The following is a 22,234-nucleotide window of genomic DNA, read 5'->3' on the forward strand; positions in this document are numbered from 1 at the left end:
CGATCCGGTTCGGGCTCCCTGATCCCAGTCAACAATCCCAGCCCGGCTTTCGTATCATTCTTCCCTTCGGTCATGAACCGTCGGATGATGACCTGGAAATCCAGGCCGAGACGATGTCCGGTGCCCCTATGACCGAACCGACGACGGAGAGGCGAAGGAAGCGGCGAGCTGTGAAGCTCCTTGCTGCGACCCTCATTCTCTATCTCGGCGTCAGCTATCTCATTCTGCCCGCGGTCTGGACGCGCATCGAGCGAGAGCCGGAGCTGTCAACACGGACGATGTTGACCGCGAATGCGCAGGGCATCCCGGGCGATCCGATCAATGTCGGCCTGATCGGAACGCGTGACGATGTCGTGCGTGCGTTTCATGCGGCCGGTTGGTATCCCGCCGATCCGGTCACCCTGCGGACCAGCCTGGAAATCATCGGGAGCGTCCTGCTCGACAGGCCCTACAAGACCGCGCCGGTCAGCCCTCTCTACTTCGAAGGACGACGCGAGGACCTGGCATTTGAAAAGCCGGCGGGCGGCAGTGCCGATCGCCGTGAGCACGTGCGGCTCTGGCAGACGCTTGCAAACGGAACTGATACGCGTCCTGTCTGGCTCGGCTCGGCAACATTTGACAGCGGGGTCACGCTCAGCCGCGACACCGGACAGGTTACACACCGCATTGCCCCCGCTATCGACGAAGAGCGCAACAGGCTGATCGAGGGGCTGAACAGAGCTCGCATGGTGGTCGGCATCGATCAGATGAAGGGCATTGGCCCGACGCTGACTGGCCGCAACGCTGAGGGCGACCCCTATTATTCGGATGGCGAGATTTGGATAGCCCGCCTCGTCACCGCTGGTAGCGAGGCAGCCAAGCCTGCCGAGATCACGGCGCCACCTCCCCTGATACAGCTGAAGGATGCCGCATTCTCTCTGGGGTCTCGCCTCCTTGCTGATTGACAAGGCTTCGTGTCGGGAGAGGCGCACCATCCTGTCCCGGCGATGTGCTGCGCCGGTTGCAATGCGCGGCTGCTCCGTCGCGGAGCCGCGCACTTCAAAGCTTGCGCCTGTCAGAACCTGACGTCGAGCCTGCCCTTGAGCGCATGATCGCGGGCGTTGTCGCCCAGTGCGGCGCTGTAGCTGACGCCGAGCGTGGCGGTGGCGGTTGCGCGCCAGGCGAGGCCGGCCTCGGCCACCAGGGCGTTGCGGGCAAGCGGGGCGGCGTAAGTCTGAAACGGTGTTGCGGCACCGATGAAGACAAGCTTGGCCGCGGGGGTGGTGTCGCCGAAGGCATGGCGCCAACCGAGCATGCCGCGGGCCAGCAGCGGCGTCGCGCCGAGCTGCATCTCGGCCCGCAGCCCGAGCGTCGAGAAGCCGAGGTGCTGATCCCGGCCGAGTACCTGCAGTGCGGTCGGGCCACCTGTCTCGGCGTCGCGGCTGGTGCGGACCGTGACGGCTGCGATCTGCGCGAAGGGCTCGAACGAGACCGGCCCGTAGGGCAGGGCGTAGCCGATCTCGGCGAAGGCCTGTGCGGTCGCGCTGCGGCCATCGAAGCGCAGCACATCGGAGATGCCGGGCAGTGTCACCCGGCGCGTTACGTCGAGATCACTCCACGCATAGGCCGCGCCGGCCCGCAGCGAGACCGCCCCGAAACGCATGCCGCCATAAAGCGCGCCATGGGCGCTGCCCAGCTCTCCGCTGGAGCGGCGCCCATCGACATCGAAATCGGTGCGCGTATAGCCGCCGGCGATGCCGAAGCGCCATTGCCCGGCATCGCTCCAGGTCGAGTTGAGCTCGGCGCCGAACAGCATGCCACCGCCGCGCCGGTCGAGCGAAGCCGCGTTGCGGTCCCCGTCCGTGCGTCCCTGCGCTCCGATCGCCTCACCCCAAAGCGTGAAGCGTTCCATGGCGAGGCGCGGCGCCGGCAGAGTTGTGCCGGCTGATCTGCCGGGCGCGTCGGCGCTGAAGGCGCCGTTGACCGAGCCGCCGGACGAGCCGGCGGCCAGGGGCCAGCGCAGCCGGTTGAGGATGGATTCGCGAATGAGATGGCTGTCCTCGATCGCGACGCTGACTGCTTGCGCGTGGATCTCGCCCGAGAGCGCATCGAAGCCGGCGCGGGCGTCGGCGACACTTGCCGTGAGCAGCGCATCGTAGACACGATGGCCGGCGCCCAGCGCTTCGGCCGCTCCCGCGGCACCGGCCTGGTTACGGGTCAGGGCGACCTGCGGAAAGGCGATCGCGTTGCGATCGAGCGTCAGCGCCACGTCATTGGCGCCATAGGCGAGGCTCGGGGTCAGGAAGGCGAAGTTCGAGGTCACCGCGGCGAACTGGCCGATGACCCCGCCCTGCGCCGTCAGGATGGTGTAGCGCGTCGAGGCGCCATAGCCGCCTTGTTCCGCCAGGAGCTGCACCGTTCCCCCGGACACGGTCGCGGTCCCGGTGGCGGCGATCCTGTCGGACTGGCCGGCGGCGTTGACCTCGAGCTGATAGGTCGAGCCGGGGTTGAAGGAAATGTTGCCGGCAACGTTCAAGGTGCCGATCGAATTGCCCGGTGCGACCGTGCCGGCATGGCCGACAATGACGCTCCCGACCGTGCCGGAACCGCCGAGCGCACCGCCGGCCAGGGTAATCGCGGAGCCCGTCAGCGAGCCGTTGACCGTGAGCAGACCCGACAGCACCGAGGTCGCCCCGGTATAGCTGCTGTTCCCCGTCAGAATGAGCCGGCCGGAACCCTGCTTGGTCAGCGTCCCCGTGCCCGAGATGTTTGCCGCAAGGATGGAGACATCGACAAAATTGGCGAGGATCTCGCCGTCATTGACGATCGCCGGTGTAACGATCGTGCCGGCAAGCCCGCCGGCGCCGATCGCGAGCGTGCCAAGGTGGCCGATCTGCAGGCCTGCGCCGGCATTGACGGTGCCGCCGTCAGCCGCAGTGAGAGCACCGGTGTAATCGCCGCAGCCACAGCCGGGATAGCCGACGAGCAGGCCGCCATTCGCGTTCAGCACGGAACCGGCGCCTGTTACGCTGACGCTGGCGCGGGCAAATCCGAGCGACGGATCCGGGTCCGAGCCGATCCAGAGCGGCCCGGAGGAGTTGACGGTGCCTCCGGCCGAGATGGTCAAGGCACCAGTGCCGCCGAAGGAAAAGCCGCCGACGAACAGAGTGCGGCCGACCGTCCAGCTCGAGCCGGGCCCTGTCACCGTGACGGTCGTCGACGCCCCGATGCCTTCGATAGCGGCCTCGGCCCTGCTCTCCATGGCGGCGCCGGCGCTGATCGAAAGGCCGACGTTGCTCGGGCCACCGATCGCCGTGAAACCTTCCACGGTCACCAGGGAATTCGGGCCGGAAACCTCCATGTTCGACTGCATGGCGAGAAGCCCGGACGGATCGACCATATGCAGCCTGCCGCCATTGACGACCCGCAAGGTGCCGCCGGCCACAGCGACGCTACCGAAGCCCCCCGCCGGATCGCCGACGCTCAGCGACCCGCCATTGATTTCGAGTGTCGGGTTCGAGCAGCCGCAAAGGAGAAGCAGTCCCTCGATGCTGTTGTTCGAGCCGGTCAACGACAGCGTGCCAGGCCCATCAAGGGAGAGAGAGCCCGGACCGGAGATCTGGCCGGAGAAGATAGTTGCGAGGGGCTTGGCGCCGATGCTCAGCATGGTGCCACTGCCGATGACGACATTGCCCGCTCCCGACAGCGCACCCACCGTGGCGCCGAACCCGGCAGCGCTTGCAATCTCCATCGTCGCCCCAGCCGCGACCCCGTAATGTGAGTTCGCCGAGAACGCGGTCGAAGAGTCGGCGACCAGGCGCCCACCCAGGATACTTGTTGCGCCCGTGTAGTCGTTGTTGCCGGAAAGGGTGACCGTGCCGGAGCCGGTCTTGGCGAGTGCGCCCGTGCCGGTCACCGCGTTGGCGATGGTGATGTCGACGCCGTTGCTCTGGTCGAGCGTCAACGTGCCGGCGCCGAGAGCGATGTTGCCGGTGAGATTGGCGGTGCCGGCCGTCGCGACCGTCAGGCTACTGTTGCCGGATAGCGCGAGAGCGTTTCCACGGGCGCCGCCGCCATCCAGACCGCCGGAGATCGAGCCGCTCGCGCCCAGCGTGATGCTCAGGCTTTGACCGGAGATGCCGGCTCCTGCCTGGCCGGTCGAGCCCGGGACGATGCCGGAGCCGCCGGCGCCGCCGTCTCCACCACGCACCGCGCCATTGACCACGAAGCTGGTACCAGTGGAACCGATCAGGCCGACGCCGCCAGAGCCGCCGCTTCCGCCAGTCGCGCCGGTGCTGTTCCCTCCAGCTCCGCCGTCGCCGCCCCTGACACCGGCACCGATCGTGAGCGACGTGCCGGCTGCGCCGGTCACTGCCAAGCCGATGCCGCCGCTGCCGGCATTGCCGGCCTCCGAGTGACCGCTGCCACCATTGCCGCCATTGCCGCCCGTCGTTGTCGACGTGAGCAAGCCGAGCGCACCGGTGCCGGATATCACCGCGCCATATCCGCCGGCGCCGCCACCGCCGCCGCTTCCCGCGAGGCCATCGCCGCCATTGCCGCCATTGCCGCCTGAGACGCTGCCGGTGGGAGCCGCCACATCCACGCTGCCATGAGCGCCACCGCCGCCACCGCCAGCGCCGTTGGAATCCTGCCCGTCCTGTCCCGCAGCTCCCGCGGTGGCTCCTCCGATTCCGCCGGTGCCGCCGATACCGGCGTTGCCTCTGCCGCCTGAGCCGCCGGTTATGCCGGAGCCGCCCCCGCCGCCGCCCCCGCCGCTACCGCCGACGTTCCCGCTGTCACCGGGAAGGGTGAGATTGTCGCCACCGCCTGCGCCGTCCCCTCCGCCGCCAGCTCCGCCATCGGCCAGAGCCGGCGCAGCCAGTGCGAAGGTGAGAAGGGCGAGCATGGCAGGACGTGACCGCGCAACACAAGGTCGCCGCAGCGCGACGCCTCGCGACACCTCATCCAGTCCCGCTGCTGATGACACGCAATTGCCCCCCGGCCGAGTCCGCACCATAGCCTCTGGTGTGAGGCAGGCAACGAACCACCGTTCATCGCCGATTAACTCTGCGGAACGTTGCATTCCAGGCACAGTTCAAAGGGGCGGATTTCCAGGCCGGATTCTCGCGAGCGGCGCATCAGCTTCGCGCAAGGAGGCACCCGGCAAGGACCGCTCCGCTAATCCAGCTCGAATACTCTCTGTGGTGGCCGCGGTGCTGCTCGGCGCCAGTGGGTGGGCTGCCAGCCGAGTGGGGTGCCATCATCGGCCAGCCAAGCGGCCTCCGCTTCGCGCGTCGGGCCGCGACCATCCCGGAAGCGGGCATGCTGCGTGCGGTTGCCGTCCGTCACTTCGACCTGTGCGCTGAGCCCCCTCCGTGTGGGGGGAGTCCCGAGTGTCCAACAATTCGCCATCGCAACCATGCTTCACGTCGCGGCGACGTCCTGCTCATGCTGTTTCGCGCCTCGCATCTCACCGTGGTTCAGCAGTAACACTCCAACCTGAATCGACGATTTCCTTGTTTTGGTTCGAGCCCAGTAAAGTAGAGCATTAAATATTCAATCAGAGCGTGGCGTGAGCATATTGTGTTCTTTGTCTCGCCCTGAATGGAGAAAATAATCAGATTGATCCCTCATATTCATGCCTCAGTCACGAAAGTTGGAATGTGATCGCATCCGGAAGAGAGCTGCTTGTCTCCTAAGTTCCGATATTCTTCTTCCGCCCTCTCGGTGAGAGCTCTATTCACAGCAGAACGTAGCAAGCCGCCGATAACGCCCGTCGACCATCGAAGCAGCCAGCGATGCCAACATCCAAGCGACTACTGAGTTCGCCCGACATGCGGCTCCGGGTGATCGAGGACAAGTTCAGCATTGGAACCTGGAGCTGGGATCTCGACACATCCGAGGTCACCTGGTCGACCGGACTGTTCAGGATCCTCGGCCTGGACGCCGCGGCGGTGGTGCCAACGATCGATCTCTATCAGTCCCTGGTGCATCCGGACGACCAGCTGGACTTCAGCAATGCCATCGGGCTCGCGGCAGACAAGCGGCTCCAGGACCGGACGTTTCGGATCATTCGCCCTGATGGCAGCCTGAGATGGTTGCGCAGCAAGGGGCAGGCTCATTTCGATCGAAACGGCCGCCCTGTCGCGATGTTCGGCGTCATTACGGACGTCACCGATGTTCAGGAACTCATGACGACGCTCGATCTCGAGACGATGTGGCGGCAGGCGCTCTCTCGCCTGCTGGGTGATCACGTCTGGCGCGCCTATCCGAATGGAAAGCTGGTCGAGACGACGGAGTGGTCGAAGCTCACGGGGCAGTCACCGGCGGAAGCCAGGAACTGGGATGAACTGGCGGCCATTCACCCGGATGATCGAAGGACCTTCCTCGAAGCCTGGAAGTCTGCGGTCGCGACGGAGAAGGAATATCAGGCCACGATCAGGGTCCGGACCGTGAAAGGGGATTATGTCACCCTCACCGGACGAGCGCTCCCGGTGCGCGGACCCAGCGGGGAGATCCGGGAGTGGATTGGCTGCACGACCTATGAACACGACGCCCGTCCGCAACCGCGGCAGACGGCACCGCTGCACGCCGCGCAGGTGCGGGCGGCGCGCGCGCTCCTGAACTGGTCGGCGCCTACGCTTGCCAGGGAAGCGCAGGTTTCCTTCTCCACCATTCGCCGCATGGAAACTTCAACGGCGGGCGTCCGGTCGGAAAATCTGCGGAAGGTCCGGGACGTGTTCGAGCGCAATGGCATTCGCCTCTTCCATGACGGCGAAGGGCGGGCCTGCCTCGGCCTGGCCGAAAGGGGCGCTTCGTAGCGGGCCGATGGGCTGTCCCGGAGAGCGGGCCGGCGAGCAGCTGATCGCCAGGGCAACGCAGGCCGGGGGAGCAGAGCGCAGGCGTGCTTTCCATTGATTTGCCCTTCCGTTAGGGCATTCAATTTGCCGCGATGCTCCTGTGGCGGCTCGTTGCCGGAGCAGAAGCGATCTGCTGGAAACTCTGCCTGGACCGTACAGGCAGCAACGCACCCCAATGACCGGGAGAACCTGCCGTGAATATCTGGGCCTCGATGATCCTCATGGACGGCAGCGACCCTGCCATCGATCGTATCGTGCGGGAAACGGCCTCGGAGCGCCTGACGATCGTCTTCGTGCCGACGCCCGAAGCGGCCCCTGACGTTGCTCTGTCCCTGATCGCCGAGGGCGTCGAACTGATCGAGCTCTGCGGAGGCTTCGGCGTCGAGCCGGGTGCCGCGGTCGTCAGGGCTGTCGCAGGCCGCGCCGCGGTCGGCCTGGTCAGCTTCGGCATCGATTCCCTGACCCAGGCGGCTGCCTACAAGGCCAAGTTCGAGGCCGGCGGCTGAACGCCGCGGGGCGCCCAGGGGCGCGGCCCGGCCCGTCGCGCCCGGTTTCAACATACCAGGATATCAGGCGGACAATTTCCTCGGACCTCGGCCGGGAGGGCGCTCCGTGACGGTCTCGTTGAGACGAGTTCCTGCCGCTGATCCGGCACGCTGGTTGCTTGTTCCCAATCATGGACATGCGGTGGCGGGGCCTTCGGCCTGTGTCATCCACAAATTCCTTCGTGCCCGCCATGCTTGTGCCCCACCTGCATGGAACGGACTGGCGAAGGGGAGGAGAGGCCTGTAAATTCTCTTGCGGCGCATTATCTGCGGTGAAGCGTCAGGACGATAGCTTTGAAGACAGCGGCGACCATGGGAAGCGGAACGGAAGCGGGGCCTCGGGGCGACGGCGAAGACCTGCGCGCGCCGCTCTCAATGGCCGATCGGCCGAAACGCCCAAGTTCTCCCGTCGATGGCGGTGGCCGCGAAGGGGCCGGCACCGCCGTGCTGACGCGGACCAGGACACGCAAGCCCAATCTCTATCGCGTGCTCCTGCTCAACGACGACTACACCCCGATGGAATTCGTGGTGCATGTGCTCGAGCGGTTCTTCAACAAGGACCGCGCCGAAGCGACCCAGATCATGATGCATGTGCATCAGAACGGCGTCGGCGAATGCGGGATCTTCACCTACGAGGTCGCCGAGACAAAGGTCACCTTGGTGATGGACCTGGCGCGCAAGCACATGCATCCTCTGCAATGCGTGATGGAGAAGAAGTAGTCTTGGATTCGATCATCCTCCTGAAAGCGGAATAGGAGCGCATCAGTGCCGAGTTTCTCGCGCAGTCTCGAACAGGCGCTTCACCGGGCTCTGGCGCTCGCCAATGAGCGTCATCACGAATACGCCACGCTGGAGCATCTGCTGCTCGCCCTGGTCGATGATCAGGACGCTGCCGCCGTCATGCGCGCCTGCAGCGTCGATCTCGACATGCTGAGGCGCAATCTCGTCGATTATATCGATGCCGAGCTGAGCAATCTCGTCACCGATGGCCGCGACGATTCCAAGCCGACAGCCGGGTTCCAGCGCGTGATCCAGCGCGCGGTCATCCATGTCCAGTCCTCCGGTCGCGAAGAGGTGACCGGCGCCAATGTGCTGGTCGCGATGTTCGCCGAGCGCGAGAGCCATGCCGCCTATTTCCTGCAGGAGCAGGACATGACCCGTTACGACGCGGTCAATTACATCAGCCATGGCATCGCCAAGCGCCCCGGCGCGAGCGAGAGCCGGCCGGTGCGCGGCAGCGAGGAAGAGCCCGAGCAGCAGCAGCGCGAGTCGCGGGCCGACCAGGGCAACGATGCCGACAAGGACAAGAAGAAGAAGGAAAGCGCGCTCGAGGCCTATTGCGTCAACCTCAACCGCAAGGCGCGTGACGGGCGCATCGACCCGCTGATCGGCCGCGAGGCCGAGGTGCAGCGCACCATCCAGATCCTTTGCCGCCGGCAGAAGAACAATCCGCTGCTGGTCGGTGACCCCGGCGTCGGCAAGACCGCGATCGCCGAAGGGCTCGCGTTGAAGATCATCCGCGGAGAGGTGCCGGAGGTTCTCGAGGACGCGACGGTGTTCTCGCTCGACATGGGCACGCTGCTGGCCGGCACGCGCTATCGCGGCGATTTCGAAGAGCGCCTCAAGCAGGTGATCAAGGAGATCGAGGCCCATCCCAAGGCGATCATGTTCATCGACGAGATCCATACGGTGATCGGCGCTGGCGCGACCTCGGGTGGGGCGATGGATGCCTCCAACCTGCTGAAGCCGGCGCTGGCTTCGGGTACGCTGCGCTGCATCGGCTCGACGACCTACAAGGAATACCGTCAGTATTTCGAGAAGGATCGGGCGCTGGTGCGTCGCTTCCAGAAGATCGACGTCAACGAGCCGTCGGTGCCGGACACGATCGAGATCCTGAAGGGGCTGAAGCCCTATTTCGAGGAGTTCCACAAGCTCCGCTACACCAATGACGCCATCAAGGCGGCGGTGGAGCTGTCGGCGCGCTACATCCATGACCGCAAGCTTCCGGACAAGGCGATCGACGTGATCGACGAGACCGGCGCCTCGCAGATGCTGCTGACCGAGAGCAAGCGCAAGAAGACCATTGGCGTGAAGGAGATCGAGGCTGCGGTCGCGGTCATGGCGCGTATCCCGGCCAAGACCGTCTCCAAGGACGACGCCGAGGTTCTGCGCAATCTCGAGAACACGTTGAAGCGCACGGTCTACGGCCAGGAGAAGGCGATCGAGGCGCTGTCGTCCTCGATCAAGCTGGCGCGTGCCGGCCTGCGTGATGGCGAAAAGCCTATCGGCTGCTACCTGTTTGCCGGCCCGACGGGCGTCGGCAAGACCGAAGTGGCGCGCCAGCTCGCCGCGTCGCTCGGCGTCGAGCTGATCCGCTTCGACATGTCGGAATATATGGAGCGCCACACGGTTTCGCGGTTGATCGGCGCACCTCCCGGCTATGTCGGCTTCGATCAGGGCGGGCTTCTGACCGATCAGGTCGACCAGCATCCGCATTCGGTGCTGCTGCTCGACGAGATCGAGAAGGCCCATCCCGACCTGTTCAACATCCTGTTGCAGGTGATGGATCACGGCAAGCTGACCGACAATAACGGCAAGCAGGTCGATTTCAGGAACGTCATCCTGATCATGACGACCAATGCCGGAGCCGCCGACATGGCACGCGCAGCCTATGGTTTCACGCGGGCCAAGCGCGAGGGGGACGATACCGAGGCGGTGAACCGCCTGTTCGCGCCGGAGTTCCGCAACCGGCTGGATTCGGTAATTTCCTTCAGCCATCTGCCGAAGACGGTGGTGGCGCGTGTCGTCGACAAGTTCGTGCTCCAGCTCGAAGCTCAGCTCGCCGATCGCAATGTCACGATCGAGCTCACCGACGAAGCGCGCGAGTGGCTGGTCGAGAACGGTTACGACGAGGCGATGGGGGCGAGGCCGATGGCTCGCCTGATCCAGCAGACGATCAAGACACCGCTCGCCGACGAGGTCCTGTTCGGGCGCCTGAAGGGTGGTGGGGCGGTCAAGGTCGTCGTCGTTCAGTCCGAGACCGGCATCAAGGTGCTGGGGCTCGAATTCCCCGACGGGCCGGTCAAGCCCAAGCCGGAGAAGGACGTGGCGGCGGCGGCCGAGAAGCGCACGCCGCGGGCAAAGGCGAAGGGCTCAGCGAAGCCGGGCACGCCCGGCACACGCCGGGCGCCGAAGGGCGGCGGAGACGGCAAGGGCGGTGGCCCGGCCGAGCCGCCCAAGGCGGCGCAACGCGCCATTCGTACCGTGCCGAAGGTCCCGCTGACGAAGGCCTGAGACCGTGTTCTTTCGACGCAAGACCCAAGCTGCCGCGCTCCAGACCAGCGGCGAAGCCCCGGTACAGCCTGCCAAGGAAAAACTTGGCTGGTTCGAGAAGCGTGCGCGCCGCCGCCGGCGGCGCGTGCTGTTCGAGGAAATCCTCGGCTGGATCCTCGTGCCGGCCTTCGGCTATCTGATCTATCTCGGTATCAAGTCGGTTGGCGGCGTGCCGAAGGAAATCATCGATTTCGGCAACGAGCTGATCGGCATCGTGATGAAGGGTGGCACCTGAGAGCCACCCCTTGCCTTTGCAGGCTGTGCAAGGGTGACCGCGCGATGCCGGATGTCGGCTTCCCGCGCGCGAGCGTTTAGAACGGGTCCCGCCCGGCCATCTCAGGCCGGTGCGGCTTTTCGAGTGACCGACCCGTCAGGCGTGCAGAATCTCTCATGAGCGTATCGGCCGACTGGAGCTGGCAGCGCACCGCGCTGGCCGGGATACGCGATGCGCTGTCGCTGCCGGCCTGGGTTGTCGGCTTTGGACTCGTCGGTGTCGGCTCGCTGGCGCGCGATGTCGGCTATCCCGTCGATGTCGCTGTGCTCTCGACCATGCTGGTCTGGGCCGGGCCGTCGCAGGTGATCTTCTTCGCATCGATCGCGGCGGGGGCTGCGTGGAGCGCGATCGCGCTTGCGATCGGCTTTGCCTCGCTGCGCTTCCTGCCGATGACGGTGGCGATCCTGCCGCTGCTGCGCCGGCCGGGGCAAGGCATCGCGATGCAGCTGCTGCTCGCGCATTACGTTGCCGTTACCGCCTGGACCGAGGGCCTGCGCCGCCTGCCGGGGATCGCGCCGCACCAGCGCGTGGCCTATTTCCTCGGCTTCGCCAATGCCTGCATGATGGTGAGCGCAGCGGGCACCTATGCAGGCTATTACCTCGTTGGAGCGCTTCCGCTTCCGCTTGCTGCCGGGCTGCTCTGCCTGACCCCGATCTTCTTCCTCGCATCGATCGCTGCCGGTATCCGCCACCGCGGGGACTTCATCGCGATGGGGCTTGGCCTTGCGCTGGCGCCGATCTTCGACCGTCTGATGGGCAGCGGCTTCGACCTGATCGTCTCCGGCCTGATCGGCGGCAGCATCGCCTTTGCCGTGCGGCGCATCGGGGCGCGGCGCGCATGACACAGCCGATCCCGCTGCTCGACGGCCCATTCTGGCCCTATCTCGCGCTGCTGCTCTTCGCTTTCCTGCCGACCGAGATCTGGCGCTGGCTCGCAGTCGCCTTCGCGCGGCGCATCAACGCCGATTCGCCCGCATTGGAATGGGTGAGGGCGGTGGCGACGGCGTTGCTCGCCGGGGTCGTCGCCAAGTTGATCATCGCGCCGCCAGGCGCGCTCGCGGCCTTGCCGCTCTCCTTGCGCGTCGGAGCGTTGGCGGCGACGCTGGCCATCGTCCTGTTCGACCGACGGCGCGTTTTTCTCGCCGTCATTGTCGGCGAGGCGGTGCTGATCGGCGGCGGCTGGATGCTGAGCCAGGCGGCCTGACAGGTCCCTCAGGGACCAGGCTGCTGAAGATGGCGCAGCTTGTCGGGATTGCGGACCACGTAGATGGCGTGGATCAGCCCGTCGCGGATGTCGAGCGCCGTTGCCTGCAGGGTCTGGCCGTTCTCCAGGCTGACATAGCCGGGCAGGCCATTGACCAGTACAGGTTCATAGCTGGTCGTCGAGACGTTGCGCTGGGTCAGTGCGTGGGAGAGGCGCGCAAAGAAACGAGCGACCTTGTCCGCGCCGAAGATCAGCTTGAACACGGCCTGGACCTTGCCGCCGCCATCGCTGTGCAGGACGACATCCTCGGCGAGCAGACGCTGCAACATCGTCGGGTCGGATTGATGTGACGCCTTGAAAAAGGCCTCGGCGAAGCGCGCGGCCTCCTCCCGGGAAACCTTGTTGCGCGGCGGCGTGTCGAGCCGGACATGGTCGCGTGCGMGCTTGGCGAGCTGACGGCAGGCGGCCTCGCTGCGCTCCAGCATTGCGGCGATCTCAGTGAAGTCCATGTCGAAGATGTCGTGCAGAAGGAAAGCCGCCCGCTCCAGTGGAGACAGGCGTTCGAGAGCCAGCATCAGGGCGATGGGGGCATCGAGCTCGTCATCGGCGACCTCGGCGCTGCCGAGTCTTTCGACGAGCGGTTCCGGTAGCCAGGTCCCGACATAGAATTCGCGGCGGCTGCGGGCCGATTTCATCTGATCGAGGCAGAGCCGCGTCACTACCTGGGCGAGATAGGCGCGAGGGTTCGAGATTTCGTCGCGACTGGCCTCGTGCCAGCGCAGCCAGGCATCCTGGACGATATCCTCGGCGTCGCTGACGGAGCCCAGCATTCGATACGCAAGTCGGGTCAGGAAGCGCCGATGCTGTTCGAACGCGGTCTGCAGGGTCATGAATGCCATCTCGCAGGTGAGCGAGAGCCCGCGACAGCGGACTCTCGGATTTCTTGCGCAGGATCCCTGCGCGAGGCGGCCTCAGGCAGCCGCGGACCGTTGGCGATCCTGCGGGTGCCGGGCTCGGAAGCCGGCATTGATGCGGTTCCAGGTGTTGATTGCTCCGATCGCGACCGAAAGATTGACCGCTTCGGCTTCGCTGAAATGCTCGCGCAATTCGGAGAAGGCCTCGTCGCTCGCACTGGCTTCGGACAAGCGCGTCAACGCCTCGGCCCAGCGCAGGGCAGCGCGCTCGCGCGGGGTGTAGAGTTCCGACTCGTGCCAGGCGCTCAGCAGATAGAGCCGCGCTTCGGTCTCGCCGGCCTTGCGCGCATCGGCCGAGTGCATGTGCAGGCAATAGGCACAGCCGTTGATCTGCGATGCGCGCATCTTCACCAGTTCGAGCAGGCTGTGCTCCAGCCCGCACTCTTCGACATAGTTCTGCATTCCCAGGACGGCGTTGACCGCGGCCGGAGCAACCTGGAAGACATTGAGGCGTTGGGGCATGAACTTCTCCATCTGTGTCTGATGGAAGCAAGACGAGGCAGGCCCGACGCCTGTGACATGCCTTCAGATATTTTTTAGCGCGGCCCGGATTTTTTCGGCGTTCGCAGCAAGCACGTCATTCGCCTCCATCGCACCCGTATGGGGGCGAAGCGCAACGCCGTCCCAGCGCGGCATGACATGGACATGCAGGTGGAACACGACCTGGCCGCCAGCCGGCTCGTTGAACTGCTGGATGGTGATGCCGTCGGCTGCGCAGGCGCTCTTCACGGCATGGGCGAGCTTCTGGGTCGTCAGCGCCACTGCCTTGAGCGCGTCCGGCGGCGCATCGAACACATTGCGGCAGGCGGCCTTGGGGAGGACAAGGACGTGCCCGTCGGCACGGGGCATGATGTCCATGATGGCGACGGTCTCGTCGTCCTCATAGACCTTGTGGCTGGGCAGCTCGCCGCGCAGGATCTTGGCGAAGACATTGGCAGAATCATAGGCGGTCATCGTTGGCCGGTCCGTTCTACGGGAAAGATACTGTCAGGGTGAGGTGCGCTGCCGCCCAGCGTCAAGAGACAGCGTCTCGATGATTGCGGCATCCAGCACGAGATCGTCGCGCGCGCCAAGCAGCCAGAGGTCGCGCGCCTCGAAACGCAGGAGCGGGCGATGCCACCAGCGCTCCACGATACCGGCGAGCGCGGCGGCCTCGGCGGGGGAAAGGTCGTCGGTCAGATTGTAGAGGCCGACGACATAGAGATCGGTCTGCTGCCGACCGAGCGCAGATTGAATGGCATGAAAGACGTTCTGGCCGTCGCGCTGCTCCGGATAGGCGCGCAGATAGAGCCGGCCACGATTGACGTTTCCGGAGAACAGGCCGCGCAGTTCGACGGTGAGGCGACCGAGATCGCCGAGCGCTGCTCGAGCAGCGGGATCGATGGACGGCGGAACGTCCGTGCCAAGCGAGCCGCAGAGGGTGGCGTGCAGGCGCTCGGCGCGCCTCGGCAGGATATCCCAGGCGATCTTTGCGGCGAATGGCGCGGTCTTCAGCTCGGATTCCATGGCGATGAACGCGGGCGAGGCACGCAGCGCGGCATCGTCGACCGGCAGCACGAGCGAGAAGACCGACGGGTGCCGTCCCATGTCGTAGAAGCGCCCCGGCAGATTTGCGATCACGCCCGGGTGATGCGGGGCAACCAGCGGCAAGTGGGCGAGGCGATAGGCGTCGTCGAGCAGCAGCGGCTCCCCGGACGCGAAGGCGGTGCGGCTACGATCATAGCTGAGCACTGCGTCGTCGCAGAATGTGACCTCTCGCGCAGGATGGGCGCCGCCGCTGTCACGCTTCATCTGTGCGTCCATCCCTGCGGAACGGGCTCTCAGCCGCGAGCGCCGCGCAGGCGGCTGCAATATGCTCGCGCTCGGTCCCGAGATAGGCCGAAACCGCGCGGCGCAGACCGGGATCGGCGAGGTGATGGGCCGAGCGCGTGATGACGGGGCGATAGCCGCGCGCGATCTTGTGTTCGCCCTGGGCGCCGGCTTCGACGCGGGCGAGCCCATGTGCGATCGCGTAGTCGATCGCCTGGTGGTAGCAGAGCTCGAAATGAAGGAAGGGGTGGTCCTCGATGCAGCCCCAGTTGCGGCCATAGAGCGTGTTCGCTCCGCGGAAATTGATGGCGCCTGCGATATAGCGCCCGGCGCGGCGGGCCATGACCAGCACGATGCGCTCGCCCAGTGCTTGCCCGACCAGTGAAAAGAAGCGCCGGTTCAGATAGGGCCGGCCCCATTTGCGCGAGCCGGTATCCTGATAGAAGGCGAAGAAATCATCCCAGACCGCCTCGGTCAGGCCGGAGCCGCTGAGAACCTCCACCGTGATGCCGACCGAAAGCGCCTCACGCCGCTCGCGTTTCAGCGCCTTGCGCTTGCGCGAGGCAAGGGTGGCGAGGAAATCGTCATAGGTCGCGAAACCGTCATTGCCCCAGTGGAACTGGAGATCGTGGCGCTCGAGATAGCCCGCCTCGATCAGTGCACCGAGATCGGGCTCCTGCGCGAAGGTGACGTGGATCGAGGAGGAGCGTGTCTGGTCGCGCAGTGCCTCCAGCCCGGCGATCAGGCCGGCGCGTGCTTCGCCGGTGCGCGGCCCGTCCGCCGCGAGCAGGCGGGGACCCGTTGCGGGGGTGAAAGGCGCGGCCACCTGGAGCTTGGGATAATAATGCCCGCCGGCCCGTTCATAGGCGTCGGCCCAGGCATGATCGAAGACATATTCGCCCTGGCTGTGACCCTTCACGAAACTCGGTGCCGCCGCGAGCAGCCGGTCGTCGCCGTCCTCGACGAGGAGATAGGCGGGAGACCAGCCGGAGCGGCCGCCGACGCAGCCGCTTTCTTCCAGGGCTCTCAAGAAGGCGTGAGAGACGAAGGGGTTATCTGTGTCGTGTTGAGAAAGTGAATCGGTTGCTTCGCAGCTTGATTCAAGTCGTGCAGGCGAAGGCACGCTGGCCGCATGCGGGTTGGCGCAGGCGTCCCAGGCTTCCGCCGGCACGGATTTCAACGAGGTCGCGACCCGGACCCGCAGGTCGTTGCGGTCGCGACCTGCACTCAAGGGCGGAACCCTTCGAAGACCATCTGGTCGGCGTGAGCGCGGGCTGTTTCCCGATCCTCGGGGGTGCGCACCGTCCAGCTCATCAGCGGCAGGCCAAGTGCCTTGTTGCAGAGGAACGGGGCGGCACTTGGCAGATCCGAGACCTTCCAGGACAGGAAATCGGGGCGGCTTTCCTCGAAATGCAGCAGGTTCGCGAGCGCGTGCTTCTGGCGCGCGTCGAGCCGGTCATAGTCGGAATAGGCATATTCGTTCATGGCCACGATGCCGCGCGGGATCGCCGGAGCGAGCTCGCGCAGGGCAGTGACGATCGTCGGATCGAAGGACTTGAAGACGATCGGCTGACCGGAGCGCCTGGCGACGATTTCGGCTGCGCGTCGCGTCAGCGCGAGATCGCCGTCGAAGCGGCTCTTGACCTCGATCACCAGCGGCACGCGGCCGGCGATCCGATCAAGAAACGCGTCGAGGGTCGGAATCCTGTCGCTGCTGCCCTTCAATGAAATCGCGGCAAGCGCATCCGCCGTCCTGGCATTGACATTGCCGGTCTCAGCCGTCAGCCGATCGAGCACGAAATCGTGAAACACCATGGCTTGGCCATCGGCGCTGAGCTGGATGTCGCATTCGATGCCGAAGGTGCCGGCAATGGCGGCGTCTGCCGCCGAGATGCTGTTCTCGATCAGGCCGGCGGCGAGGTCGTGCAGGCCGCGATGCGCGATCGGCCGCGCGACCAGCCAGTCGAGGGAAGGACGCGCGCTCATCAGGCGATCTCGAACATCGCCTCGACCTCGACAGCGGCATCTGCCGGCAGTTCGGCGACGCCGACGGTCGAGCGGGCATGGCGGCCGCGATCGCCGAGAACCTGGACCATCAGGTCGGACGCGCCGTTCATGATCGCGGGAAGCGCCGAGAAATGCGGGGTCGCGTTGATGAATCCGCCAAGCCGGACGCAGCGTTTGATGCGCTCGAGATCGCCGCCAAGCGCGGCTTTGGCCTGCGCCAGCACGTTGATCGCGCAGAGACGCGCGGCCTCGAGCCCGGCTTCGTTGAAGATCTCGGCGCCGAGCTTGCCCTTGTGCTTGTCGGAGAGCTTGCCGTCGAGGCCAAAGCAGATCTGCCCGGAGATCACCAGCAGGTTGCCGGTGATGACATAGGGCACATAGTTCGCCACGGGCGCAGCGGGAGCGGGCAGGGTGATGCCCAGTGCAGCGAGGTTGGCTTCGATTTCGCTCATCGGGTCAGGCTCCTGGCGCTCGGTCGAGTCGGATCATCTGCGCGGTGGCCCGCCTGGGCCTCGGCCCAGAGCTGCGGCGACGCAGGATTCCTACATGGCCGATGGCCGGGTAAGCCGCAAGCGCGGGGCCTGCCAAGCGGGGTTGTGCCATGGGCGTAGCTCGCCGCGATATGCGCCTTGTTTGCGCCATTGCCGCATTGCACTAGACTCAGCGATCAGGTGCAGCAAGGCGGCGGGCAAATGAACAGAATCGGTTTCGGTCTCCTGGGCTCGGCGGGCGCTGCGACGCTCCTGCTGATGGCATTGCCAACGGCCGCTCTGGCGCAGGCCAAACCAGGGGATCGCGTCGTCCTGGTGCCGCACCGCGCAGTCTACGATCTCGTGCTCGACGATGGGAAACCGGCCAAGAACATCGAGGCGGCTCGCGGGCGCATTGCATTCGACTTCACCGGCGATGCCTGCGAGGGTTATGCACTCTCCTTCCGGCAGGTGACCCAGCTCACCAGTGAGGGCGGGCCGCGCACGATCGATGCCCGGACGACGAGCTTCGAAGCAGGAGACGGCCAGAGCTACCGCTTTAAGACCGAGAGTTCCGCAAGTGGCGCGCCGACCGAAGTCGTCGACGGCACTGCGAAGAAGTCGGGAGCCGACGGCTATGAGGTCAAGCTGACCGCTCCCAAGGCGGAGACGCATCGTGAGGCCGGCGACGCGTTGTTCCCCAATGCGCAGATGAAAGCGCTGATCCTGGCGGCGCGAGCGGGCCAGAACACCTTTAGCGTGCGGCTCTATGACGGCGCCAATAGTGGCAAGGAGGTCTATGACACGCTCTCCGTCATCGGCAAGCACATCGAAACGCCGCCGAGCGAGGCGCCCTTGAGGCGCCCGGAATTCGAGAAACTGACACGCTGGCCGGTCACCGTATCCTATTACAAGGTCGGTTCAGGCGAGGTCACGCCGGCCTATTCGATCTCGTTCGAACTGTATGAGAATGGTGTCACCGGCGCGGTCCGGATGGACTATGGCAGTTTCGCGTTGCGCGGCACGCTCACGCGTCTGGATTTTCTGCCTCATCAGGATTGTGCGAAGTAGACTTGGTCCCCGATGGCGGTCGGTCCGGGCTGCGCAGGCTCAGGCCTTTTCCGATCGCATCATCGCCGAAGCGGGCGCGGAGCTTGTCGAGCGCGCCCTCCATGGCCTTGAGACGCGGCGTGGCAACGTCGGCGAGGTCGCCATGGTCGGCCTCCTCGGGGCCGGTGAGATCGCTCGCGCCGATGCCGATCAGCCGGTAGCGCTGCCCGGTGCATTCGCGCTTCAGCAGTTCGCGTCCGGCCGCAAAGAGGCGCCCGGCGAGCTGCGTTGGTTCGGGCAGGCGGCTCGCACGCGTGATCGAATGAAACTCTGCCGTCTTCAGCTTCAAGGTGACGGTTCGCCCGGCAAGCTCCTGGGCCTTGAGGCGCTTCGAGGTCTTCTCGCACAGCCGCCAGAGAATCGGCTCCAGCTCGTCGAACCGGGAGAGGTCGACATCAAGCGTGGTTTCGCTGGAGACGCTCTTGGTCTCGTGATCCGGCGTCACCTTGCGGGCGTCGATGCCATTGGCGAGGTTCTTCAGCCGCGGTCCGTCCTTGCCGGCGAGCCGGAACAGCGCCTGTGTCGGCGCGTCCCGCAAATCGCCGATCAGACGAAAGCCGGATTCGGCCAGCTTGGCTGCGCTTGCCTTGCCGATGCCCGGGATCAGGCTGACGGGTTTGTCCGCGAGAAAGGCGACGGCTTCACCGCGGCCGATGATGGAAAAGCCGCGCGGCTTGTCGAGGTCGGAGGCGACCTTGGCCAGGAACTTGGCGTAGGACAGGCCGACGGAAATGGTGATGCCGATCTCGTCTTCGATCCGCCTGGCGAAGCGCGCCAGCGTGATGGCCGGGCTGGCGTGATGCAGCCGCTCGGTGCCCGAGAGATCAAGGAAGGCCTCGTCGATCGATAACGGTTCGACCAGAGGGGTCAGTTCCCGCATCAGCTGCCTGACCTCGCGCCCGACAGCGACATATTTCGCCATGTTGGGCTTCACCACGACGGCTTCCGGGCAGGCCTTCAAGGCCTGGAACATCGGCATGGCGGAACGCACACCGTATGTGCGGGCAATATAGCAGGCCGTGGAGACGACGCCGCGCTTGCGGCCGCCGATGATCACCGGCTTGTCGAGCAGGGACGGATCGTCCCGCTTCTCGACCGCGGCGTAGAAGGCGTCACAGTCGATATGAGCGAGGCTCAGGCTGTCCCGTTCGGGGTGGCAGATCAGGCGCGGCGAGCCGCAGGCGCGACAGCGGCGTGAGGCTCCCGCCGCGCCGTCGTTGTCAGTGAGGCAATCGCGGCAGAACGCAGGCGCTTGGCGCGGACGGTCACGCTCTTCTGTCAAGCATCGTCACCGTGATGGGGGCCAGCGAGGGTTTCCCGCGCCTGCCCAATGATTTCCGGATTCAGGCTTAAATTTCCGACAAATTCGAGCAGGAGCGATTCGTTGCCGAGAAGGTGATCGAGCACTGCGACCAGGAAGCCGGGCTCGCCGGCTGCTGCACGCAATGTCTCCGGCCCAAGCCCTGTTGCGGCCAGAAATAGCGCGATTCGCGCGGAATCGGCAGCGAGGAAGCCCAATGCGCGCAGGGCAAGGGTTTCAGCATCGGGTGAAGCGATCGAGCGTGGCATGGTCGGTTGTCGGGTCCAGGATCAGGTTTGCGTTTCGTCAACGGCTGGCGTGCTAGGATGATCATCGAACGGAGCTGTCGGCTTGGAAAGCCTGGAATAGACCGACGCCTTCCGAGGCGAAACAGGGGAACGGCATGACGAAGACGGTCCTGATCGTCGAGGACAACGAGCTCAACATGAAGCTCTTCAACGATCTTCTCGAGGCGCATGGCTATGCGACGCTGAAGACGGCCGATGGCATCGAGGCTATCGAGCTGGCGCGCGCCCATCATCCCGATCTGATCCTGATGGATATCCAGCTTCCCGAAGTCTCGGGTCTGGAGGTCACGAAGTGGATCAAGGAAGACGACACGCTCAAATCCATTCCCGTGATCGCGGTGACCGCCTTCGCAATGAAGGGAGATGAGGAGCGGATCCGGGAGGGCGGCTGCGAGGCCTATCTCTCGAAGCCGATCTCGGTTGCCAAGTTCCTGGAAACGGTACGCGCCTATGCCGGCGCGGCCTGAGCGGCGGGAGCGGCTCCATGTCTGCGCGTGTCCTGGTCGTCGATGACATCCTCACAAATGTGAAGCTGCTCGAGGCCAAGCTGTCGGCGGAATATTTTGACGTGACGACGGCCCTCAACGGGGTCGACGCCCTGGCGATCTGCGAGCGCGGCGAGGCGGATATCGTGCTGCTCGACGTCATGATGCCGGGCTTGAACGGGTTCGAGGTCTGCCGGCGGCTGAAGAACAGCCCGACCACCGCCCATATCCCCGTCGTGATGGTGACCGCACTCGACCAGCCGAGCGACCGGCTGAAGGGGCTCGATGCCGGAGCCGATGATTTCCTGACCAAGCCGATCGACGATGCCGCGCTCTTCGCCCGGGTGCGCAGCCTGGTGCGTCTGAAGTCGGTCACCGACGAATTGCGCCACCGGGCAATTGCATCGCGGCGTCTCGGTATCGCCGACCCGCTGGCTGCAGCGGCGTCCGAGACCGGGCTGAACGGCCGCGTCCTGCTGATCGAAGATCGTCCCACGGCTTCCGAGCGGCTCTCCAGCGCGCTGTCGACGTTTCACAGCGTCGAGGTCGAGGCAGACCCGAACCTGGCTCTCGCCAAGGCGGCCGAGGGCGATTTCGAAGCCATCCTTGTCAGTCTCGACCTGCAGAACCATGACGGCCTCAGGCTGTGCAGCCAACTGCGCTCATTGGAGCGGACCCGCAACGTCTCGGTGCTGCTGCTCGGCGAGGCCGAGGACCGCGCTCGCATCCTGCGCGGGCTGGAGATCGGTGCACATGATTTCCTGATGCGTCCGGTCGACCGTAACGAGCTGTTGGCGCGGGTGCGCACGCAGATTCGCCGCAAGCGCTTCACCGAGCGCCTGCGCGACAGTGTCCAGTCCTCCATGGAAATGGCGGTGATGGATCAGCTCACCGGGCTGCATAATCGGCGCTATCTCGACAGCCGCCTCAGCACCCTTTTCGACGAATCGGCACTCAGAGCCCGGTCGCTTGCCATGCTCGTCCTCGATGTCGACCGCTTCAAGGTCGTCAACGACAGTTGGGGGCATGACGCCGGCGACGAGGTGCTGCGCGAGTTCGCGGACCGGGTGCGCGCCTGCACGCGCGGCATCGATCTCGTCGCCCGCCTGGGGGGCGAGGAGGTCGTCGTCGTACTGCCGGATACGACATTGGATGCGGCCTTCGCCGTGGCCGAGCGAATCCGGGAGAAGGTCGAGGTCGAGCCCTTCACCATCCAGCGCAACTCACGGACGATCGGCGTCACCGTTTCAATCGGCGTCGCCAGCCGGCGCGCCGGCGATTTCTCGCCGGCCGAGATGATGAAGCGGGCGGATGATGCGCTTTACCGCGCCAAGGAAAGCGGCCGGAACCGCGTGATCGTCGCCAGTGCGGCGTAAACCAACCCTGTAAACCTTTCCAGGTAGGGTTAACCATCGATGAAGATTCGAGAATCGATCTGATTCAATTGCAATCGAAAGGCGGGTGCGTAGGGTCATTTCCAACGCAGCCCGCCCTGGGCTGCCCGATATGCCCCTCGGGAGCTCAGGTCCGCCGCATCTCCTGGGAATCCGATGGGCTCGGTCGGTCGGCCGCGGGA

At 65.5% G+C, this 22,234-nt stretch carries 21 protein-coding genes; 11 read left to right on the top strand and 10 right to left on the bottom strand.

Annotated features, from left to right (window positions below; all coding sequences use genetic code 11):
- The first annotated feature begins 170 nt into the window (after positions 1–170).
- Positions 171–944: an LssY C-terminal domain-containing protein gene (locus AC1DGP_RS11535; protein ID WP_476769094.1), complete on the top strand. Its 774-nt coding sequence runs from the start codon at positions 171–173 to the stop codon at positions 942–944.
- A gap of 110 nt (positions 945–1,054) precedes the next feature.
- On the opposite strand, the gene AC1DGP_RS11540 is transcribed toward AC1DGP_RS11535, so the two are convergent.
- Positions 1,055–4,885 carry an autotransporter outer membrane beta-barrel domain-containing protein gene (locus tag AC1DGP_RS11540; RefSeq protein ID WP_476832167.1) on the bottom strand — a complete coding sequence of 1,277 codons (3,831 nt, stop codon included), beginning with the start codon at positions 4,883–4,885 and terminating at the stop codon, positions 1,055–1,057.
- Positions 4,886–5,777: 892 nt separating this feature from the next.
- Between AC1DGP_RS11540 and AC1DGP_RS11545 the strand changes: the two genes are divergently transcribed.
- From AC1DGP_RS11545 to AC1DGP_RS11575, 7 genes are all read left to right on the top strand, one after another.
- On the top strand, positions 5,778–6,800 hold the full coding sequence (locus AC1DGP_RS11545) for a PAS domain-containing protein (protein ID WP_441506006.1): 1,023 nt from the start codon (positions 5,778–5,780) through the stop codon (positions 6,798–6,800).
- Between the two features lie 233 nt (positions 6,801–7,033).
- Complete coding sequence (locus tag AC1DGP_RS11550; RefSeq protein WP_441489661.1) at positions 7,034–7,345, top strand: DUF6506 family protein; 312 nt, start codon at positions 7,034–7,036, stop codon at positions 7,343–7,345.
- Positions 7,346–7,759: 414 nt separating this feature from the next.
- Complete coding sequence (clpS, locus tag AC1DGP_RS11555) at positions 7,760–8,104, top strand: ATP-dependent Clp protease adapter ClpS (protein WP_043233033.1); 345 nt, start codon at positions 7,760–7,762, stop codon at positions 8,102–8,104.
- 45 nt (positions 8,105–8,149) lie between these two features.
- The gene (gene clpA, locus AC1DGP_RS11560; protein WP_441489662.1) at positions 8,150–10,678 is read left to right on the top strand and encodes an ATP-dependent Clp protease ATP-binding subunit ClpA; all 2,529 of its coding nucleotides are present in this window, start codon (positions 8,150–8,152) and stop codon (positions 10,676–10,678) included.
- A 4-nt stretch (positions 10,679–10,682) separates the two neighbouring features.
- Positions 10,683–10,952 carry a hypothetical protein gene (locus AC1DGP_RS11565; protein ID WP_441489663.1) on the top strand — a complete coding sequence of 90 codons (270 nt, stop codon included), beginning with the start codon at positions 10,683–10,685 and terminating at the stop codon, positions 10,950–10,952.
- A 155-nt stretch (positions 10,953–11,107) separates the two neighbouring features.
- Positions 11,108–11,833 carry an AzlC family ABC transporter permease gene (locus tag AC1DGP_RS11570; RefSeq protein ID WP_441489664.1) on the top strand — a complete coding sequence of 242 codons (726 nt, stop codon included), beginning with the start codon at positions 11,108–11,110 and terminating at the stop codon, positions 11,831–11,833.
- Complete coding sequence (locus AC1DGP_RS11575) at positions 11,830–12,195, top strand: AzlD domain-containing protein (RefSeq protein WP_441489665.1); 366 nt, start codon at positions 11,830–11,832, stop codon at positions 12,193–12,195. Before AC1DGP_RS11570 ends, AC1DGP_RS11575 begins: the two co-directional genes overlap by 4 nt.
- An 8-nt stretch (positions 12,196–12,203) precedes the next feature.
- Here AC1DGP_RS11575 and AC1DGP_RS11580 read toward each other — a convergent pair whose 3' ends face one another.
- The 7 genes from AC1DGP_RS11580 to AC1DGP_RS11610 form a co-directional block, all read right to left on the bottom strand.
- Positions 12,204–13,085, bottom strand: coding sequence for a sigma-70 family RNA polymerase sigma factor (locus tag AC1DGP_RS11580; protein WP_476832168.1), 882 nt, complete (start codon positions 13,083–13,085; stop codon positions 12,204–12,206).
- 81 nt (positions 13,086–13,166) lie between these two features.
- Positions 13,167–13,631, bottom strand: coding sequence for a carboxymuconolactone decarboxylase family protein (locus AC1DGP_RS11585; RefSeq protein ID WP_441489667.1), 465 nt, complete (start codon positions 13,629–13,631; stop codon positions 13,167–13,169).
- Positions 13,632–13,694: 63 nt separating this feature from the next.
- Positions 13,695–14,123: an HIT family protein gene (locus tag AC1DGP_RS11590; RefSeq protein ID WP_441489668.1), complete on the bottom strand. Its 429-nt coding sequence runs from the start codon at positions 14,121–14,123 to the stop codon at positions 13,695–13,697.
- 33 nt (positions 14,124–14,156) lie between these two features.
- Positions 14,157–14,960: a hypothetical protein gene (locus AC1DGP_RS11595; protein WP_441489669.1), complete on the bottom strand. Its 804-nt coding sequence runs from the start codon at positions 14,958–14,960 to the stop codon at positions 14,157–14,159.
- Positions 14,950–16,209, bottom strand: a complete 1,260-nt coding sequence (locus tag AC1DGP_RS11600) for a GNAT family N-acetyltransferase (protein ID WP_441506004.1) — start codon at positions 16,207–16,209, stop codon at positions 14,950–14,952. The genes AC1DGP_RS11595 and AC1DGP_RS11600 overlap by 11 nt, the downstream gene beginning before the upstream one ends.
- A complete protein-coding gene (locus AC1DGP_RS11605; protein ID WP_441489671.1) occupies positions 16,206–16,964 on the bottom strand; it encodes a glycerophosphodiester phosphodiesterase family protein in 759 nt (252 codons plus the stop codon). Before AC1DGP_RS11605 ends, AC1DGP_RS11600 begins: the two co-directional genes overlap by 4 nt.
- Complete coding sequence (locus tag AC1DGP_RS11610) at positions 16,964–17,437, bottom strand: RidA family protein (protein ID WP_441489672.1); 474 nt, start codon at positions 17,435–17,437, stop codon at positions 16,964–16,966. The genes AC1DGP_RS11605 and AC1DGP_RS11610 overlap by 1 nt, the downstream gene beginning before the upstream one ends.
- Before the next feature lie 240 nt (positions 17,438–17,677).
- Between AC1DGP_RS11610 and AC1DGP_RS11615 the strand changes: the two genes are divergently transcribed.
- Positions 17,678–18,526, top strand: a complete 849-nt coding sequence (locus AC1DGP_RS11615) for a cell envelope integrity EipB family protein (protein WP_441506003.1) — start codon at positions 17,678–17,680, stop codon at positions 18,524–18,526.
- Here AC1DGP_RS11615 and AC1DGP_RS11620 read toward each other — a convergent pair.
- Entirely contained in the window at positions 18,483–19,847 is a 1,365-nt protein-coding gene (locus AC1DGP_RS11620; RefSeq protein WP_441506002.1) for a DNA polymerase IV, read from the bottom strand. The genes AC1DGP_RS11615 and AC1DGP_RS11620 overlap by 44 nt on opposite strands.
- A complete protein-coding gene (locus AC1DGP_RS11625) occupies positions 19,844–20,134 on the bottom strand; it encodes a DUF3572 domain-containing protein (protein WP_441489675.1) in 291 nt (96 codons plus the stop codon). Before AC1DGP_RS11625 ends, AC1DGP_RS11620 begins: the two co-directional genes overlap by 4 nt.
- 134 nt (positions 20,135–20,268) lie before the next feature.
- On the opposite strand from AC1DGP_RS11625, the gene AC1DGP_RS11630 reads away from it, so the two are divergent.
- The gene (locus AC1DGP_RS11630; protein WP_043232944.1) at positions 20,269–20,640 is read left to right on the top strand and encodes a response regulator; all 372 of its coding nucleotides are present in this window, start codon (positions 20,269–20,271) and stop codon (positions 20,638–20,640) included.
- Between the two features lie 17 nt (positions 20,641–20,657).
- Complete coding sequence (locus tag AC1DGP_RS11635) at positions 20,658–22,034, top strand: PleD family two-component system response regulator (protein WP_441506001.1); 1,377 nt, start codon at positions 20,658–20,660, stop codon at positions 22,032–22,034.
- Positions 22,035–22,234 lie beyond the last annotated feature (200 nt).

The sequence above is a fragment of the Allobosea sp. 05T433 genome (assembly GCF_056396065.1).